The sequence below is a fragment of the Salipiger sp. ABN3_019 genome, from assembly GCF_056158605.1.
The window spans coordinates 243,285-260,321 of the sequence record NZ_JBSWTP010000010.1; the positions used below are offsets into that span (position 1 = coordinate 243,285).

The following is a 17,037-nucleotide window of genomic DNA, read 5'->3' on the forward strand; positions in this document are numbered from 1 at the left end:
GTGGCCTATTTGACGAGACTTCCGATGTTCGAGATGCCCACCACCGAAGGACCAACGAGGATCATCAGCAGCGGCGGCACCGTGAGGATCATAGTGGTCAGCGTCATCTTTGTCGGCAGCTTGTTTGCCTTTTCCTCGGCGCGCATGACCCTTTTGTCACGCATTTCGGCGGCGTAGATGCGCAGAGAGTCGGCGATCGAGGTGCCGAAGGATGCGGCCTGGTTCAGCACGGTGACAAAAGACGACACATCCTGCACGCCGCAGCGCTCGCCCATGTCGTTGAGCACGGCAGATTTCTCTTTGCCCGCCTTCATCTCGTTGCTGATGATCTCGAACTCGTCGGCCAGCGCCGGATAGGAGGCGCGCAGCTCGCCGGCGACGCGGCGGATCGACTGGTCGAGCGACTGACCCGCCTCGACGCAGACCAGCATCATGTCGAGCGCGTCGGGAAATCCCTCGACGATTTGCTGGCGGCGCTCTTCGACGCGGCGGGTGACCCAGTATTTCGGCGCGAAATATCCCGCGGCGCCCGGGCCGATCATGAAAAGCATCTTCTCATGCAGGGGGGCGTCAGGCGTGCCGAGCACCAACATGTAATAGGCCGATCCCACAGCCAGAAGGCCCAGCCCCAGCGCCATTTGCGCGAAGTAGTAGATGCGCACCGCGTCGCGCGAGCGATAGCCGGCCTGCATGAGCTTCATGCGGATGGCGCTCAGTTCCTCGGCGGTCTGCGGTTCGAGGTATTGGGCGTATTTGTTGAGCTTCTCATTGCGCCGCGTGTCGCGCAGCACCGCGCGGGTTTCCTTCTCCATCTTCTTGCGCGATGTCTCGCGCAGCTTGTCCATCGGATCGGGGCGCGAGCGCAGCATCAGCGGAATGCTGGCGAGGATCAGCAGAAAGGCGAGGCCGGCGACGACCAACAGCGGTCCGGCAGGGCCGAGCTTGGCGGTGATCAGCGTATTGAGCGTGTCGAGCATGGCAGGGGCCTCAGACTTTGATGTTCACGAGCATCCGCATGACCACGAGGTTGGCGGTCAGGAAGATGGCCACGGCAAAGCAGCAGGGGATGAAGAGCGGGTGATCCAGCACTTCGTCGTAATAGTGCGGATCGAGGACCTGGATCGCCAGCAGCACCACCAGCGGGAAGCCCGAGAGGAACTTGCCGGACCATTGCGCCTCGGCGGTGATGGCTTTGACGCGGCGGAACAGGCGGAAACGGGCGCGGATCACCTTGGCCAGACCGTCGAGGATCTCGGCGAGGTTGCCGCCTGACTGCTGCTGGATGGTCACCGCCACGGCGAGGAAGCGAAGGTCCTGCATGTCGAGCCGTTCGGCCATATGCTTGAGTGCCTCGCCGATGTCGCGGCCATAGGTGGCCTCGTCCGAGATCACGCCGAATTCGGTGGCCAGCGGGTCCTTGATCTCTTTCGACACGATGGTGATTGCCGAGCTGAACGGGTAGCCGACGCGCAGGCTGCGCACCATCAGTTCCACCGCGTCGGGCAATTGCTCTTCGATCAGCGCGAGGCGCTTCTTGGCCTTGTTGTTCACCCACATGAAGACGCCGCCGACGCCGATGACGACCCCCATAATCACGCGCACCGGCAGCGTGGCTTCGGTGCCCATCGTGAGACCGAAGAAGGCAAAGACGCTGACCCCGATCATGATCAGGATCAGTTGCTGCGGGGTAAAGGCCAGCGCGGCCTTTTGCGCGCGATCGGCCAGCAGCGAATAGAGCGGGATGCCGCGCCGGTCGAGATGCTGGTCCATCTCCTTGCGCAGCTTGGCCAGAACCTCTTCGCGGCTGTCGTGCTTGTTCAGCATCTCCAGCCTGCGGTTGACCCGGCTGTTGAGGCTGATCGATTTGCCAAAAGCAACGAGATAGACACCCTCGACCAGCACCAGAACGCCGATGAAGATCAGGCCGTAGATGATCGGTTCTGCACTCAGCATGGCGCTTACTCCGGACGGAAGGGTTCGTAGATCGAGGGCGGCACGTCATAGCCCCACATGCGGAAGCGCTCGGAGAAGTGGCTGCGCACGCCGGTGGCAGTGAAATGGCCGAGGATCTTGTTCTCGGGGGTGAGGCCGACGCGCTGGTAGCGGAACACTTCCTGCATCGAGATCACGTCGCCTTCCATGCCGGTGATCTCGGTGATCGAGGTCATCCGGCGCGAGCCATCCTGCAGGCGGCTGGCCTGTACGAGGATGTGCACCGCCGAGGAAATCTGGCTGCGCATGGCCTTCAGCGGCATCTCGACCCCGGCCATGGCGATCATGTTCTCGAGGCGCGAGATGGCGTCGCGCGGGTTGTTGGCGTGGATCGTGGTCATCGAGCCGTCGTGGCCGGTGTTCATCGCCTGCAGCATGTCGATCACTTCCTCGCCGCGCGTCTCGCCGACGATGATGCGGTCGGGGCGCATCCGCAGCGCGTTCTTCAGACAGTCACGCGGGGTAACCGCGCCCTTGCCCTCGACGTTCGGCGGACGGCTTTCCATCCGGCCCACATGGGTCTGCTGCAGCTGAAGTTCGGCGGTGTCTTCGATGGTCAGGATGCGTTCGCTGTCGTCGATGAAGGACGACAGGGCGTTGAGCGTGGTGGTCTTGCCCGAACCGGTACCGCCCGAGACGATGACATTGAGGCGGGTGGCGACGGCGGCCTGCAGGTAGACGGCCATTTCCTCGGTGAAGGCGCCAAAGTTCACCAGATCGTCGATGCCCAGCTTGTCCTTTTTGAATTTCCGGATCGACACCAGCGAGCCGTCCACCGCGATGGGGGGCACCATGGCGTTGAAGCGCGAGCCGTCGGCAAGGCGGGCGTCGACATAGGGATTGGATTCATCGACCCGGCGTCCCACGGCGGAAACGATCTTGTCGATGATCCGCATCAGATGGCGTTCATCCTTGAAGGTGACGTCCGAGATCTGCAGCTTGCCATTGCGTTCAACGAAAATCTGCCGCGGGCCGTTCACGAGGATATCCGAGACGGTGTCGTCCTTCAGCAGCGTCTCAAGCGGCCCCAGACCTTTGACCTCGTCATAGAGCTCTTGGTTCAGCGTGCTGCGTTCCTCGCGGTTCAGCACGATGCCCTTTTCCTGCAGCGACTCGGTGGCGATCGCGGCGATTTCCTCGCGCAGTTCGCCCTCGCTGGCCTGGTCGATGGCGGCAAGGTTCAGGTTGTCGAGCAGCGCGCGGTGCAGCTCCAGCTTGATCTCGCCGAGCCGTTCCTTGCGTTTCTTCTCGCGATCCTGCGGTGCCGCCTCGGCGGCGCGCGGCGGCTTGGGCTTGCGCATGGACTGCGGCTTTTCGGCGCTGGCCTTGGGCGCGGCGACGGTGGTCGCAGCAGCTTCCTCAACCGGGGCAGGGGCCACCGCGACAGGTTTCGACGGTGTCTTTTTGTAACGAGAAAACATGGCGGGCTCCTATCACGCGGCTTCCGCATCCGATTGGCCGATGGCGTAGAGCTCGGCGGCCAGTTTGGCGATTTCTTTACGCAGCGGGTTCTTGGCCGCCTGGCGGGCCAGCGGCACGCCATGGTCGCCAGCCATCTGCACTTGCTTGCCGCCGTCGGGCAGCAGCACACTGAAGTCGATGCCCAGACCTTCGGCCATGCGCTTGGCGCGGGTCTTGCCCTGTAGGTCGGTGAATTTCGGGGCGTGGTTCAGCACAAAGCGGATCTTCTCGAAGGGCAGATCCTCGGATTGCAGCGCCCGCTTCAGGCGCAGCGCATTCTGTGCCGAGCGCATGTCGAGTTCGACCAGCGCGAAAAACACCTGCGCCTCGGTCAGAACGGTGTCGGTCCAGTCCGAGATCGCCTTGGGCAGATCGACCACTACAAAATCGAAATGCTCGCGTGCGACGTCGAGCAGCGCCTTCACGTCCGTGGGCGAGAGCATGTCCATCGGCAGCATGTCCGGCGGCGCGGTGAGAACCTGCAGTTGGTCCTCATAGGGCACCAGCGCCTGACCGAAGCTGTCACCGTCCATCGAGGGGATATCGCTGAGCAGTTCCAGAACCGCCTCGCGGCGGGGCAGGTCGAGGTAGGTGGCGACGGTGCCAAATTGCAGGCTGAGGTCGATCAGGCAGACCCGCGGCGCCGCATCCTTGCGCACGGTGGCAAGTTCCCATGCGAGGTTCACTGCGAATGTGGTTGTGCCGGTGCCGCCGCAGAGCCCCTGCGCGGCGATCAGAATGCCATCGCCGCCGCCCTTGAGCTTCGTGCCGTGTTCCGCCGCCGGGACAGCCGCCGCCGCCTCGGCGCGGGCGCGCAGGCGGCTCACCGCGTTGGCCAGTTCACCTTCGGGCAGCGGGTAGGGCGCGAATTCGTCAGCGCCGCCCCGCAGCAGCTGGTGCAGGGCCGCGGGGGTCACATCTTCGGCGATCAGAATGACCTTGATGCCGCGTTCGATCGCGCGGCCGATGATCTTGCACAGAAGCGGAAGATTGTTCTCATCCTCGCTGTCCATGGCGAGCGCGATGAATTCCAGCGTGCCGGCGTCTGGCTGGCCGAGGAAGGTCAGCGCCTCCTCAAAGCCGAGATCGCCCCAGCCCTCGCCGAGAAGCGTTTCCATATCCTCGATGAGCAGGTCGAAATTCTGCACATCCCGGCTGACCGTGCAGGCCAGGATCGGTGCGGGGGCGCTCTGCCGCTCGAGTTTGGTCGTCATGCTTCTGTCCTCTGCCTCTGGCGGGAAGGCGGCGGGCAGGGCGCATATGGCGCTCTGGCACTTCCGACCGCGCGCGGACCGACTCGAGTCTGAGCCGGGACCGCCCCGCTAGAGCAGAAATTGTCGGTCAAGTGGGGCAACATTTTGACCGAAAAACCGTAATTGTACGGTATTCTTGGACGATGGCCCCTGCGGGTCCGGCGTTACTCGCCGCCGCCCGTCAGGGTCGTGCCGGTGACCGTGCTGGTCGGCTCCGCGCTGCGCACATATTCGCGGTAGATCACCTCGGCATATTTGCCATCCAACAGGTTGGGGTGATCCTGCACGAAGCCCGACACTTCAGTGACCGTGCGGCGGTTGCGCCGCTCGCGGCCCTCGGTGACGATCAGTGGCTGGGTCTCGCCAAAGGAGACCACCGCTTCGAGCCGCGACGTCGAGATGCCCTGCGTGGCAAGGAATCGCACCACCGCCTGCGCCCGGCGCAGGCCGAGCGACTTGTTGTAGGCGGCGTTGCCGACGAGATCGGTGTGGCCGTAGACTCGGAAACGGATCTCGGGGAACTGGCGAATCCAAGTGGCCTGCTGGCGCAGCACCTGCTGCGCGGCGGCATCGAGAACCGTGCTGTTGAAGGCAAAGTTCACCATGCTGGGCACTTCGGAGGCAAAGCGGCTGGAGAGGTCGAGCACGTAGTTCTGCTGACCGGTCATCACCAGCGAGTTGTTCATCGTGGCGTTGCCGAAGTTGCCGCCATCGACATCAGAGCCGGTTTCCTGCTGCGAGCAGCCCGCGACAAGCGCCAGCGCGAGGGCGGCACTGCCGCCTTTGATCATCATCCGTGTTGTCCGCACCAGTCCTGCCCGCATCAGATCAATCCATCACATAGCCGTAAGAGCCGCTGAAGTCCTGCTTGGCGACTTCGCCCGCCGCGCCCCGCACCGGGCGTTTGCCCTCGTCGGTGGTGCGGCCATAAAGGAAGAGATCGCGCTCGGACGGCGGACGGACACGGTCGGTCGGCAGCGCCAGCGCCTGACCGCGGGTCGGGGTGACCAGATGCGGCGTGACGATGATCACCAGTTCGGACTGCTGGCGGCTGTATTCGGCGCTGCGGAACAGCGCGCCAAGCACCGGCACATCGCCAAGCCACGGCACCTGACCGTTAAGGTCGGTGAAATCATCCTGCAGAAGTCCCGCGATGGCAAAGCTCTCGCCGTCCCGCATCTCGACAGTGGTCGAGGTTTCGCGGCGGCGGAAGGCGTCGATGCGGATGCTTTCCTGATCAAAGCCATTGGTGCTGTCGATCGACGAGACCGCGGCCTTCAGTTCGAGGTTGATGAGATCGCCATCGACCACGCGGGGAATGAAGTTCAGCTCGACGCCGAAGGGTTTGAACTCGACCGAGATTGTGCCCTCGTCCTGCGCCACCGGCACCGGATATTCGCCGCCCGCGAGGAAGGTCGCCTCTTGGCCCGAAAGCGCGGTCAGGTTGGGCTCGGCCAGCGTGCGCACCACGCCTTTCAATTCCAGCGCTTCAAGCAGGATGCCCACTTCGAGCCCGCCAGCGTTGAAGCCAAAGAGCGCGGCACCCTCGGTGTCTTCCGAGAGGGTCAGGGCAGAGCCCAGTTCGTTCTCATTCTGCAGCCAGCTGCCGGATTCAGAGTTGAGCCCGAGATCGCCGCCCAGCAGGTCGCCGCCCACCGAAAGCGAGCTGCGCAGGGTCTTGGCGACCGAGCGCTGCATCTCGGCGAAACGCACCTTCAGCATCACCTGCTGCACGCCGCCCACCGACATCAGGTTCGACACGCGCTCGGGCGCATAGCGTTCGGCAAGGTCCAGCGCCCGCTGCAGCTTTTGCGTGCTCGACACTGTGCCGGACAGCACGATGCCGTCGTTCGCGGTGCGCACCTCGATCTTTTCGCCGGGCAGGATTTGGCGCAGACGCTCTTTGAACTCGGTGACATCGGCGGCGACGCGCACGTCGACATTGGTGATCAGCTGCCCTGCCGCATCCAGAATGGTGAGCGTGGTGGTGCCCGGCGTCTTGCCCAGCACATAGATCGTACGATCCGAGAGCGACGAGATGTCAGCGATGGCGGGGTTGGCGATTGAAAGCTCGGCGAAGGGCGTGTCGCTTTCCACCACGACGGCGCGGTTCATCGGAACGCTCAGCGCGCTTTCGGTGCCAGTGCGGACGACGCGCAGGCTCTCGGCCTGTGCCGCTGGGGCAAGGGCACTCACGCTCAGCGCCAGCCCGAAGAGGGCCGCCTTGAAGATGCTGTCAGCTGTCATGTGACCTGCCTTTCGATCACGCCTCGGAGGCGGGTCTTTTTGCCCGCAATTGCCGTCACTCTGCGCGCAATGCCGATTTTATGCAATAATCAATGGGTTCGCTGCGTCTCTTGCTGTGGATCCATGGCAACAAATAGGCAGTTCCGTTCACGAAAACGGGACGCCCAAAGGGCGCCCCGCATGAGGGTCTTGGCCTGAGAGGGGCTGCCAAGGGACGCAGCAACCCTTTGATACTGCGTTAGTTGGTGCAGGGAATCGCGATCTCTGCCACCTCGCCCCCACGGCGCACGCGGGTGGTGCAGACTTGCGGGCGTTTCTGCTCGGGCTCGGCCTGGGTCTTGGCGAAGCCCAGCAGCACACGCTGGTCCACCTCGATGGCCTCGGCGACGGTCGTGTCATTGGCATTCATCAGCGACAGCGAAAGGCGACCGGTGCTTTGCGCCTGCGCCAGCGAGGCGATCTGCTGCGGGCTGGCGGCCACGGTGACCGAGCGCGCCACGCTGACATCGGCGTCTTCCATATCGGAGGTCTGGTCGATGGCGAGCAGGCGTACCCCGGTCTGGATCAGCTTGGTGAACTCGCCGCGCGGACGGTTGAGATCATCTGTGGCGACGCGGCCTGTCCAATAGACGTCGACGCGGTCGCCCGGTCGCAGGAAGCCAGACACCCCCGAATGCACGTCGACCTTGATGGCAAAGGCGCGCTGCCCCGGCTCCAGCCGCGAGGTCAGACCCGCGTCGCCGCCGGGCTCGCTGATCTTGACGGGCACCACCGCTTCGAATTTCTCGATCGGGCGCATGGCCACGCGCGGCGCATCGCCTTCGTGAAACAGCGGCGTTTCAGCGTCGAACGCGCCTTCGGGCATGATCTCCACCGGCCAAGGCGCCAGCTTGACGTCGTCCGGCGTGACGATCTGGCCGTGCGCGATGGCGCGGGTGGTCACATAGATCTTCTTGGTGGGCACGGCTGCGACCGATTTCGCGCGCTCTTCTTGCAGCGCGGTCTGATAACTGCCGATATAATTCTGCGCCATATAGACAGCGAAGCCGGCAAGCCCGAGCCCCGCGATCAGAACCAGTCCGAAAAGCAGTCGCATGTCATACCCTTTCGCGACAGGGCCGCGCGCGGCCCATGCATCCTGTTGCGCACGTCAGGCTGTTTCCTGCGCGCTACCAGTCACCGAAGATGCCCGAGGATTGTGTTGAAAACTGGCCCGTTCTGGGCTTTCACCGCGGCAGTTGCGGGGCGGGGGCGAGATCAGGGCAGCGCCAATGGGCCTCGGATCAAACGTCAGCGGCCCCGAACGCAGATCGGACCGCGCCCATAGGGTGCAGCCGGAGGAATGCCCTGCGTGGGCGGTGATCAAGAGGTGAAGCGGTGCCTGCTCAGCACCCCGAAAATGCCGAAATTATGGACGGCGTCGGGAAAGGTCAGTCGAAGATGCTGGCTTCTTCTTCGACGGCGGTTCCGACGGTTCCAAGCAGGTCGGCGGCGGAATTGCGCGTCGCATAGGCGACGATCCCGGTGAGCGCGACCACGGCGGCGGTGAGCACGACCCAGTCGACGGTGACTGCGCCGGCCTCATTGCTTGCAAAGCGTCTCAGGAACTTGCGCATCATGTCATCCTTGTCGGCGGAACACTGCGTCGACGGAAAACTCTGTCGACGAACCATTGTCGGCGAAACAATCAGGGACAGCAGAACAATCCAACGTCTGGATCGCTGCCGGAGTGGTATCGCCGGGCTACCCAACCCGGCGATACAATCTCATGCGCGGTTGCGCGGAGTATTAGCCGCCGAACAGCTCGGTCTCGTGATCGCCAACGGCGTCGCCGGTTGCGGACAGCAGCGCGTTGGCGCTGTCGCCGATCATCGAGTAGGCGCCGAGCGCCATGGCCACCACGGCTGCGGTCAGCACGACCCAGTCCACAGTCACTGCGCCGTCTTCGTCCTTGCGGAAGGTTTTGATGAACTTAAGCATTTGTCTCTCTCCGTAAATCCAGTTTGCTTCCTTCAACCGGCGTGGTCCCGTTCGCGGGCCTCTCTCATTGCCCTGTTCCCTCGCGGCCTGGGACTATAAAGCCCCTGGATTGAGGCGGGAATTTGGCACAATCGGATTGTTTTTGCAGTCGCCCTTGAAAGTGGCGTTTTCGCGCTAATGCATTGTTTTGCAATGGTAATGCTGAGAATGCCAAGGCGTTTCTGGCAAAAGCGCGCCAACGAAGGGGGGATTTGCCACGATTGTGCACGGAATCAGTGGCTTGACTTGGTTGCCCAGCCGATCTGTGCAACACTCAAATCAGCCATTGGGCCTTGGCCCGGCGCATAAAAACGACTCGATCCGCCGCAGCGCAGAAGGTCGGGCGGCAAAACGCAGAGTGTCGAAACAACGCGCGCCAGCACCATCGGCGGTGCAGGCAGAAATACAGGCAGAGACTTACAGGCGCAGATTTTCAGGCACAGATTTTCAGGCAGGCCGCCGCAGTCCGAACACCCGGACCGGCGGCAGATTGGGCAGGCAGCAGTGACCTCCACAGGCAGACTTCTCGCATCCGCGGGGCTTGCGATGCTCGTGAGCTTCTCCGCCATCTCGTCATATGCGGAGCAGCCCGCGCCCTTCGCCGATTTCTCCGCCAAGCGGGTGACCCCTCCGAAACCCGGCACAAAGAAGCGGATCACCGTGCAAATCGCGCCCGCCCCGCCAAAACCCGTGCCGCTGGCGCGCGAGCCGGAGGCAGAGGCGCCGCCTGCGGGGAGGCGCGCCGAGGGCGGCGGCACCTACGCATGGTTCTGGCAGGCGGTCTCGCCGGAACTGGCGGCCTCCGGTCCGGGGCGGCTGGAGCCCGCGCTGCTCAAGCTTGCCAGCCCGCCGCAGGGCGGCGGCGTGCATGCGCCACGGCTGCAGCAACTGCAGGACATCGCCGCGCGCTACGGCCGCGACCTGCTCGGCGCCACGGTCGGATCGCGCGTGTCCCCGGCGCTCGCGCTGGCGGTGATGGCGGTGGAATCGGGCGGGCGCAGCGATGCGGTCAGCCGCGCCGGGGCGCAGGGGCTGATGCAGCTGATGCCCGCCACCGCCGCGCGCTTCGGTGTCGCCAATGCGCTCGATCCGGTGCAGAACATCAAGGGCGGTGTGGCTTTCCTCGATTTCCTGATGGAGCGGTTCGATGGCGATCCGATCCTCGTGCTGGCCGGATATAACGCGGGCGAAAACTCCATCCCGCAGTATCAGGGCGTGCCGCCCTACGCCGAGACCCGCGACTATGTGCCCAAGGTGCTGGCTGCCTTCACCGTCGCCAAGGGGCTCTGCCTCACGCCGCCGCAACTGATCTCGGACGGCTGCGTCTTCCGCGTCAGCGCCAACTGAGCCCTTCTTCTCTTTCCAAATACGCCGGGGGAGACGCGCGCAGCGCGGCGGGGGCAGCGCCCCCCAACAAACGCGGCGAGCCGGGCGCGACCACCGCCAGCCCCTCGACGCGCCCGCGCCGATCCCGCATAACCGCGCGCATGGATCATCTGCCCATCGACGCCGCCCTTCCCGATCTCATTTCCGCCCTGCGTGCCGAGGGCCGCGCGGTGCTGCAGGCGCCGCCCGGCGCCGGCAAGACCACCCGTGTGCCGTTGGCGATGCTCAAAGCGGGGCTCACCAAGGGCCGCATCCTGATGCTCGAGCCGCGCCGCCTTGCCGCGCGCGCCGCCGCCACGCGTATGGCCGAGACGCTGGGCGAGGCCGCGGGCGAGACGGTGGGCTACCGTATCCGCGGCGAAAGCAAGACTTCCAAAGCCACCCGGATCGAGGTGGTGACCGAGGGCATTCTCACCCGGATGATTCAGGCCGACCCTGAACTTGCGGGCATTGGCGCGGTGATCTTCGATGAGTTCCACGAACGCTCGCTCAACGCCGATCTGGGGCTGGCGCTCTGTCTCGAGATCGCCGGGGCGCTGCGCGACGATCTGCTGCTGCTGGCCATGTCGGCGACGCTCGATGCGGGGCCGGTGGGCGAGCTGATGCAAGCGCCGGTCATCACCTCCGAGGGCCGCAGCTTTCCTGTCGAGGATCGCTGGCTTGATCGCGCCGTGCCCAAGGGCCAGCGCTTCGAGCCCGCGATGGCCGAGCTGATCGAGCGTGCCGCGCGCGAAACCACCGGGGGCATTCTCGCCTTTCTGCCGGGGGAGGGCGAAATTCGCCGTACCGAGGGGCTTTTGAAGGGCCGGCTGCCCAAGGATGTGACCATTCGTCCGCTCTTTGGAGCCATGGAGTTCGCCGCGCAGCGCGCCGCCATCCGGCCCGAGGCGCAGGGACGCAAGCTGGTGCTCGCCACGTCGATCGCCGAGACCTCGCTGACCATCGAGGACATCCGCGTGGTGGTCGACGGGGGCCGCGCCCGCCGGGCGCGCTTCGATCCCGGCTCGGGCATGTCGCGTCTGGTCACAGAGAAAGTCACGCGCGCCGAGGCGACGCAGCGCGCGGGTCGCGGGGGCCGGGTGGCCGAGGGCATCGCCTATAAGCTCTGGACCAAAGGTGAGGAGGGCGCGCTGCAGGCGTTTCCCCCCGCCGAGATCGAAACCGCCGATCTGTCGGGGCTGGCGCTGGAACTGGCGCTCTGGGGCGCCACGCCCGAGGACCTGCCGTTCCTCACCGCACCGCACCCCGGTGCCTACGCCGAGGCCTGCGCGCTGCTGACCATGCTTGGCGCGCTTGATGGCTCTGGCCGGATCACCGAGCATGGCCGCGCGCTGGCGCGCCTGCCGCTGCACCCGCGTCTGGCCCATATGCTCAGCCTCGCCGGGCCCGAGGCCGCGCCGCTTGCCGCGTTGCTGGCCGAGCGCGACCCGCTGCGCGGCGCGCCTTCGGACCTTGCCTTTCGGCTCGAGGCGATCCGCGATCTGCGGCGCTTCAGCCAGAGCCGCCCCTATGAGGTGAACCGCGCGGCGCTGGAGCGCATCAAGACCGAGGCCAAGCGCCTCGCCCGCGCAGGGGGCGCAGGCAGCGCCGAGGATGCGCTTTCGCCCGCGGCGCAGGCGGCGCTGGCCTATCCCGACCGGATCGGTCTGCGCCGCAAGGGCGATGCGCCGCGCTTCCAGCTGTCGGGCGGTAAGGGCGCGGTGATGGATGATGGTGACCCGCTGGCTGGCACCCGCCTGATCGTGGTCACCGACACCGATGGCAACCCGCGCGAGGCGCGCATCCGGCAGGCGATCCCGATCCCCGAATCCGAACTGCGCGATCTCTTTGGCGCGCAGATCGCCTGGCACGATGTCTGCGCGTGGTCGAAGCGCGAGCGCCGCGTCGTCGCCCGTCGGCAAGAGCGGTTCGGGGCCATCGCGCTCGACGACCGCCTGTGGAAAGAGGCACCTCCCGAGGCCATCGCGCAGGCCATGCTGGAGGGGGTGCGCGATCTGGGGCTGGCGCTGTCGGATGCCGCCCGCCGCTTCTGCGCGCGGGTCGAGATTGGCCGCGAGGCGGGGCTGGGCCTGCCGGACATGGGCGCCGAGGCACTGATGGCAGAGCTCGAGGACTGGCTGCTGCCCTATCTCACCGGGGTGAAGACCGCAGAGGACTGGAAGCGCTTCGACCTTCTGCCTGCGCTGCGCGCGCGGCTCGACTGGGGGCAGATGCAGGCGCTGGATGCGTCGGTGCCGGGCAAGTTCGTTACGCCGCTGGGGCGCGAGATTCCCATCGACTATTCCGGCGAGCATCCCGAGATCACCCTGCGCATCCAAGAGATGTTCGGCCAGCGCGAGCACCCGAGGGTTGGCAAGCAGCCGCTGCGGGTGACTCTTCTGTCGCCCGCGCGTCGCCCGGTGCAGACGACAATGGACCTGCCGGGCTTCTGGCAGGGCTCTTATGCCGACGTGCGCAAGGACATGAAGGCGCAATACCCCAAGCATCCATGGCCCGAAGACCCGCGCGAGGCCGATCCGACGCTGCGCGCCAAGCCGCGCGGGCGCTGATCGGCGCTCGCGCATGGATTAGGTGGAGCCTAATCCATAGTGACGCATTGGTTTCTTTTTTCTCACTCATAGCTGGCGCACCTTCCACCGCGAAGACCCCGGTCGGGAGCTAAGACGCTGACCCGCAGGCCGTTTGTGCGCTACAGCCGCATCTCTGCCTGCCGGTGCTCGGCTTGAGTAGCCCCTTCCGTGGTTCAGAAAATTGGACCCTCTGATTTGCACGGAAGGACTCACCGATGTCGGTTGAGAAAACAGGAGCCCTCGTCATCGGCGCCGGGCAGGCCGGGATCGCCGCGAGCGAGCACCTTGGCGCCAATGGCATTTCGCATATCGTCCTCGAAAGAAAGCGCATCGCAGAGCGCTGGCGGTCGGAGCGCTGGGATTCTCTGGTCGCCAACGGCCCGGCGTGGCACGACCGCTTCCCCGGACGGGAGTTCGCGGGGGATCCAGAGGCCTTTGTGCCCAAGGAAAAGGTCGCCGATTACTTCGAAGCTTATGCGCAGCAGATCAACGCGCCGGTGCGTTGCGGCGTTGAGGTGACCAAGGTCAGCCGTCTTGAGGGCCGTCCCGGCTTCCGCGTCGAAACCTCCGATGGTGTGATCGAGGCCGACTATGTGATCTCGGCCACCGGGGCCTTCCAGCAGCCGTCGATCCCGCCGCTGGTGCCCGCTTCGGTGCCTGTCGCGCAACTGCATTCCAGCCAGTATCGCAATCCAGCGCAACTGGCCGAGGGCGCGGTGCTGGTCGTTGGCGCGGGATCTTCGGGCGTGCAAATCGCGGACGAGCTGCTTGCGTCCGGGCGCAAGGTCTATCTCTCGGTGGGGCCGCACGACCGCCCGCCGCGCGCCTACCGGGGCCGTGATTTCGTCTGGTGGCTGGGGGTACTCAACAAATGGGACGCCGAGGCCAACCCTGCGTCCGAGCACACCACCATCGCCGTCAGCGGTGCGCATGGCGGACACACGGTGGATTTCCGCAAGCTCGCCGCGCGCGGCATGGTGCTGCTGGGCCGCACCGAAAGCTTTGAGGAAGGCACCTTCGCCTTTGCGCCTGATCTGGAACGGAACATCGAGGCGGGCGACGCCAATTACCTTTCGCTGCTGGATGAGGCCGATGCCTATGTGGCGGCCAATGGTCTCGATCTGCCGCAGGAGCCCGAAGCCCGCCGCATTGGGGCGGATCCGGCCTGCATGACCGATCCGATCCTGTCGCTCGATCTCGCCGAAGCCGGGATCTCCACGATCCTCTGGGCCACTGGATTTCACAGCGACTACAGCTGGCTGGCGGTCGATGCGCTGGATGGGGCGGGAAAGCCGCGCCACCAGCGCGGGGTGTCCAGCGTGCCGGGGGTCTATTTCCTCGGGCTGCCCTGGCAGACGCGGCGCGGGTCCTCGTTCATCTGGGGCGTCTGGCACGACGCGAAATATGTGGTCGATCACATCGCCAAGCAGCGCGGCTATCTCGCCTATGCCCCGGCGGTCGCGCCGGTGACAGAGCCCGCCTGACCCCACCCACTGCCATAGCCCGCGCCCGGAAGCTGCCCTCCGGGCGCGGGCGCATATGACAAGACCAATCGCGGCGCGTCGCAGCTGCCGCCCGGAGACAAACAATGCAGACCCTCTCGCACTACACCACCCGCGCCGCGGCGCTGACCTTCCGCACCCAATGCTGGATCGACGGACGCTATGTGCCCTCCGCCTCCGGCGCGCGCTTCGAGACGGTGAATCCCGCCACAGCCGAAGTGCTGACCGATGTCGCCCGTGGCGGCGCCGAGGATATCGACTGCGCCGTGGCCGCCGCCCGGCGCGCCTTCGAGGACCGGCGCTGGTCGGGCAAGACGCCGGGCGAGCGCAAAGAGGTGATGCTGCGCCTCGCGACCCTGCTGCGCGAGAACCTTGAGGAACTGGCGCTGCTGGACACGCTCGATATGGGCAAGCCGATCTGGGAGACGGTCAATGTCGACGCGCCGGGCTCGGCGCATTTCTTTCAGTGGCACGCCGAAGCGATCGACAAGCTCTACGATGAGGTCGCCCCCACCGGTGGGCGCGACGTAGCGCTGATCCGCCGCGTGCCGCTTGGCGTGGTGGGCGCGGTGGTGCCGTGGAACTTCCCGCTCGACATGGCCACGTGGAAGCTGGCCCCGGCATTGGTGGCGGGCAACTCGGTGGTGCTCAAGCCCGCCGAGCAGTCGCCGCTGTCGGCCCTGCGCCTTGCTGAACTCGCCGCCGAGGCGGGCCTGCCCGACGGCGTGCTGAACGTGGTGCCGGGCTTTGGCGAAGACGCCGGGCAGGCGCTTGGTCGTCACCCGGACGTGGATTGCCTCGTGTTCACCGGATCCACCGAGGTGGGCAAGATGTTCCAGCGCTACGCCGGTGAGAGCAACATGAAGCAGGTCTGGCTGGAGACCGGTGGCAAGAGCCCGAACCTGATCTTCGCCGACGCCGATCTTGATGCCGCCGCCGACAAGGCCGCCTTCGGCATCTTCTTCAATCAGGGCGAGGTCTGTTCGGCCAACTCTCGGATGCTGGTGCATGAAAGCATCGCGGAGGAGATGATCCAGCGGATGAAGTCCCGTGCCGAGGCCATTGTGCCGGGCAACCCGCTTGATCCCGAGACCAAGATGGGCGCCATGGTCGATGCCCGCCACGCCGAGCGCGTCGCGGGGTTTCTCGCCTCGGGCAAGCAGGACAGCCGCCTGATCGCGGGCGGTGAGCGGCTGACGATTGGTGGCTCGGATGCTTTCATCCAGCCGACGGTTTTTGCGGATGTCCCGCGTGATGCGCGCATCGCCCGCGAGGAAATCTTTGGCCCGGTGCTGTCGATCCAGACCTTCAAGGATGACGCCGAGGCCATCGCCATCGCCAATGACAGCGTCTACGGCCTTGCCGCCTCGGTCTGGACCCGCGACCTCAGCCGCGCCATGTCGGTATCGGACGCGCTGGTCGCCGGCACGGTCTCGGTCAACACCGTCGATGCGCTCTCGGCCATGACCCCCTTTGGCGGTATGAAGCAATCGGGCTTTGGCCGCGATTTGTCGATCCACTCCTTCGACAAATACTCGGCGCTGAAGACCGTCTGGATCAGCTATTGAGGGTTCCGGCGCAGCGGGGCGGGGTGTATTAGGGCAAGCCTAACGCACCCCGTCCCGGAGGAAGACGTGCCCTTACGCTTTACCCTGCGCCAGATGGAATATTTCGTTGCCGTGGGCGAGTGCGGCTCGATCGCGCTCGCCGCTGAAAAGGTGAATGTCTCCTCTCCGTCGATCTCTGCGGCGATCTCGCAGCTGGAGGCGGAGTTCGGCCTGCAGCTGTTCATCCGCCGCCATGCCCACGGGCTGTCGCTGACGCAGGGCGGGGCGCGTTTCATGACCGTGGCGCGCGACCTGCTCGAGAAGGCCGCGACGCTCAACGATCTCGCCAATGACATCTCGGGGCAGGTGCGCGGCCCGCTCAACGTGGGCTGCCTGCTGACTTTCGCGCAGATCGTGCTGCCGCAGCTGCGCCGCAGCTTTGTCGATGCGTGGCCCGACGTCGAGTTCCGCCAGTTCGAGCGCGACCAGCAAGAGCTGTTCGACGGGCTGCGCTCGGCACGCATCGACGTGGCGCTGACCTATGATCTGAACGTGCCCTCCGACCTCGAATTCCTGCCGCTGATCGAGCTTCCGCCCTTCGCCTTGGTGCACGAGGGGCACGAGTTGGCGGCGCTCGACAGCGTCACCCCTGCCGAGCTGTCGGACTATCCCATGGTGCTGCTCGACCTGCCGATGAGCGGTGAGTATTTCCTGTCGTTCTTCACCAAGCTCGGGATCACACCGATGATTGCGGAACGCACCCGCGACATCGCGGTGATGCGCTCGCTTGTGGCCAATGGGTTCGGCTACGGCATGGGCAACACCCACCCGGCGACCGACCTTGCCCCCGATGGCCGCCGCCTGAAGTTCATCCCGATGACCGGACCTGTGCGGACGCTCAAGCTGGGGCTGCTGATGAGCGAGGGCGCGCGCAGTTCCCGGACGATCCGGGCCTTCATTGATCACGCGCAGGCAGAGATCACCGAGACCCGCGCTCCGGGCCTGAAGATGCGCCCGTGACGGCGCTATATATCTGACCCAATTTCATTTTTTACGCCAA

The 17,037-nt window shown here is 65.4% G+C and carries 14 protein-coding genes; 5 read left to right on the forward strand and 9 right to left on the reverse strand.

What is annotated here, in order from left to right; translation table 11 throughout:
• Window positions 1-5: 5 nt before the first annotated feature.
• The 9 genes from ACXAD2_RS23165 to ACXAD2_RS23205 all read right to left on the reverse strand — a co-directional run bounded on the left by ACXAD2_RS23165 (window position 6) and on the right by ACXAD2_RS23205 (window position 8,933).
• Window positions 6-977: a type II secretion system F family protein gene (locus ACXAD2_RS23165; RefSeq protein ID WP_475175624.1), complete on the reverse strand. Its 972-nt coding sequence runs from the start codon at window positions 975-977 to the stop codon at window positions 6-8.
• 10 nt (window positions 978-987) lie between these two features.
• Window positions 988-1,953 (reverse strand): type II secretion system F family protein, encoded by a 966-nt coding sequence (locus ACXAD2_RS23170; RefSeq protein WP_475175628.1) that lies wholly within the window; start codon window positions 1,951-1,953, stop codon window positions 988-990.
• A gap of 5 nt (window positions 1,954-1,958) precedes the next feature.
• Complete coding sequence (locus ACXAD2_RS23175) at window positions 1,959-3,413, reverse strand: CpaF family protein (RefSeq protein ID WP_475175631.1); 1,455 nt, start codon at window positions 3,411-3,413, stop codon at window positions 1,959-1,961.
• A gap of 12 nt (window positions 3,414-3,425) precedes the next feature.
• Window positions 3,426-4,667: a CpaE/TadZ family protein gene (locus ACXAD2_RS23180; RefSeq protein ID WP_475175633.1), complete on the reverse strand. Its 1,242-nt coding sequence runs from the start codon at window positions 4,665-4,667 to the stop codon at window positions 3,426-3,428.
• Window positions 4,668-4,870: 203 nt separating this feature from the next.
• Window positions 4,871-5,497: an OmpA family protein gene (locus ACXAD2_RS23185; protein ID WP_224906278.1), complete on the reverse strand. Its 627-nt coding sequence runs from the start codon at window positions 5,495-5,497 to the stop codon at window positions 4,871-4,873.
• Window positions 5,498-5,534: 37 nt separating this feature from the next.
• Window positions 5,535-6,953: a type II and III secretion system protein family protein gene (locus ACXAD2_RS23190; RefSeq protein ID WP_475175637.1), complete on the reverse strand. Its 1,419-nt coding sequence runs from the start codon at window positions 6,951-6,953 to the stop codon at window positions 5,535-5,537.
• Between the two features lie 238 nt (window positions 6,954-7,191).
• Window positions 7,192-8,049: a Flp pilus assembly protein CpaB gene (gene cpaB / locus ACXAD2_RS23195; protein WP_475175640.1), complete on the reverse strand. Its 858-nt coding sequence runs from the start codon at window positions 8,047-8,049 to the stop codon at window positions 7,192-7,194.
• A 334-nt stretch (window positions 8,050-8,383) separates the two neighbouring features.
• Window positions 8,384-8,569, reverse strand: coding sequence for a hypothetical protein (locus ACXAD2_RS23200; protein ID WP_224906103.1), 186 nt, complete (start codon window positions 8,567-8,569; stop codon window positions 8,384-8,386).
• Window positions 8,570-8,741: 172 nt separating this feature from the next.
• On the reverse strand, window positions 8,742-8,933 hold the full coding sequence (locus ACXAD2_RS23205) for a Flp family type IVb pilin (protein WP_475175642.1): 192 nt from the start codon (window positions 8,931-8,933) through the stop codon (window positions 8,742-8,744).
• A gap of 585 nt (window positions 8,934-9,518) precedes the next feature.
• Here ACXAD2_RS23205 and ACXAD2_RS23210 point away from each other — a divergent pair.
• From ACXAD2_RS23210 to ACXAD2_RS23230, 5 genes are all read left to right on the forward strand, one after another.
• A complete protein-coding gene (locus ACXAD2_RS23210) occupies window positions 9,519-10,319 on the forward strand; it encodes a lytic transglycosylase domain-containing protein (RefSeq protein WP_475175644.1) in 801 nt (266 codons plus the stop codon).
• A gap of 140 nt (window positions 10,320-10,459) precedes the next feature.
• Window positions 10,460-12,907 carry an ATP-dependent helicase HrpB gene (gene hrpB, locus ACXAD2_RS23215; RefSeq protein ID WP_475175646.1) on the forward strand — a complete coding sequence of 816 codons (2,448 nt, stop codon included), beginning with the start codon at window positions 10,460-10,462 and terminating at the stop codon, window positions 12,905-12,907.
• A gap of 236 nt (window positions 12,908-13,143) precedes the next feature.
• A complete protein-coding gene (locus ACXAD2_RS23220) occupies window positions 13,144-14,412 on the forward strand; it encodes a flavin-containing monooxygenase (RefSeq protein WP_475175648.1) in 1,269 nt (422 codons plus the stop codon).
• Window positions 14,413-14,516: 104 nt separating this feature from the next.
• Window positions 14,517-15,998: an aldehyde dehydrogenase gene (locus tag ACXAD2_RS23225; RefSeq protein ID WP_475175650.1), complete on the forward strand. Its 1,482-nt coding sequence runs from the start codon at window positions 14,517-14,519 to the stop codon at window positions 15,996-15,998.
• A 66-nt stretch (window positions 15,999-16,064) separates the two neighbouring features.
• On the forward strand, window positions 16,065-16,997 hold the full coding sequence (locus tag ACXAD2_RS23230; protein ID WP_475175653.1) for a LysR family transcriptional regulator: 933 nt from the start codon (window positions 16,065-16,067) through the stop codon (window positions 16,995-16,997).
• Window positions 16,998-17,037: the final 40 nt, after the last annotated feature.

Bases quoted from the DNA above. Each gene is read 5' to 3' on its own strand.
- ACXAD2_RS23165 (WP_475175624.1), bottom strand. From the start codon at position 977: ATGCTCGACACGCTCAATACGCTGATCACCGCCAAGCTCGGCCCTGCC.
- ACXAD2_RS23170 (WP_475175628.1), bottom strand. From the start codon at position 1,953: ATGCTGAGTGCAGAACCGATCATCTACGGCCTGATCTTCATCGGCGTT.
- ACXAD2_RS23175 (WP_475175631.1), bottom strand. From the start codon at position 3,413: ATGTTTTCTCGTTACAAAAAGACACCGTCGAAACCTGTCGCGGTGGCC.
- ACXAD2_RS23180 (WP_475175633.1), bottom strand. From the start codon at position 4,667: ATGACGACCAAACTCGAGCGGCAGAGCGCCCCCGCACCGATCCTGGCC.
- ACXAD2_RS23185 (WP_224906278.1), bottom strand. From the start codon at position 5,497: ATGATCAAAGGCGGCAGTGCCGCCCTCGCGCTGGCGCTTGTCGCGGGC.
- ACXAD2_RS23190 (WP_475175637.1), bottom strand. From the start codon at position 6,953: ATGACAGCTGACAGCATCTTCAAGGCGGCCCTCTTCGGGCTGGCGCTG.
- cpaB (WP_475175640.1), bottom strand. From the start codon at position 8,049: ATGCGACTGCTTTTCGGACTGGTTCTGATCGCGGGGCTCGGGCTTGCC.
- ACXAD2_RS23200 (WP_224906103.1), bottom strand. From the start codon at position 8,569: ATGCGCAAGTTCCTGAGACGCTTTGCAAGCAATGAGGCCGGCGCAGTC.
- ACXAD2_RS23205 (WP_475175642.1), bottom strand. From the start codon at position 8,933: ATGCTTAAGTTCATCAAAACCTTCCGCAAGGACGAAGACGGCGCAGTG.
- ACXAD2_RS23210 (WP_475175644.1), top strand. From the start codon at position 9,519: ATGCTCGTGAGCTTCTCCGCCATCTCGTCATATGCGGAGCAGCCCGCG.
- hrpB (WP_475175646.1), top strand. From the start codon at position 10,460: ATGGATCATCTGCCCATCGACGCCGCCCTTCCCGATCTCATTTCCGCC.
- ACXAD2_RS23220 (WP_475175648.1), top strand. From the start codon at position 13,144: ATGTCGGTTGAGAAAACAGGAGCCCTCGTCATCGGCGCCGGGCAGGCC.
- ACXAD2_RS23225 (WP_475175650.1), top strand. From the start codon at position 14,517: ATGCAGACCCTCTCGCACTACACCACCCGCGCCGCGGCGCTGACCTTC.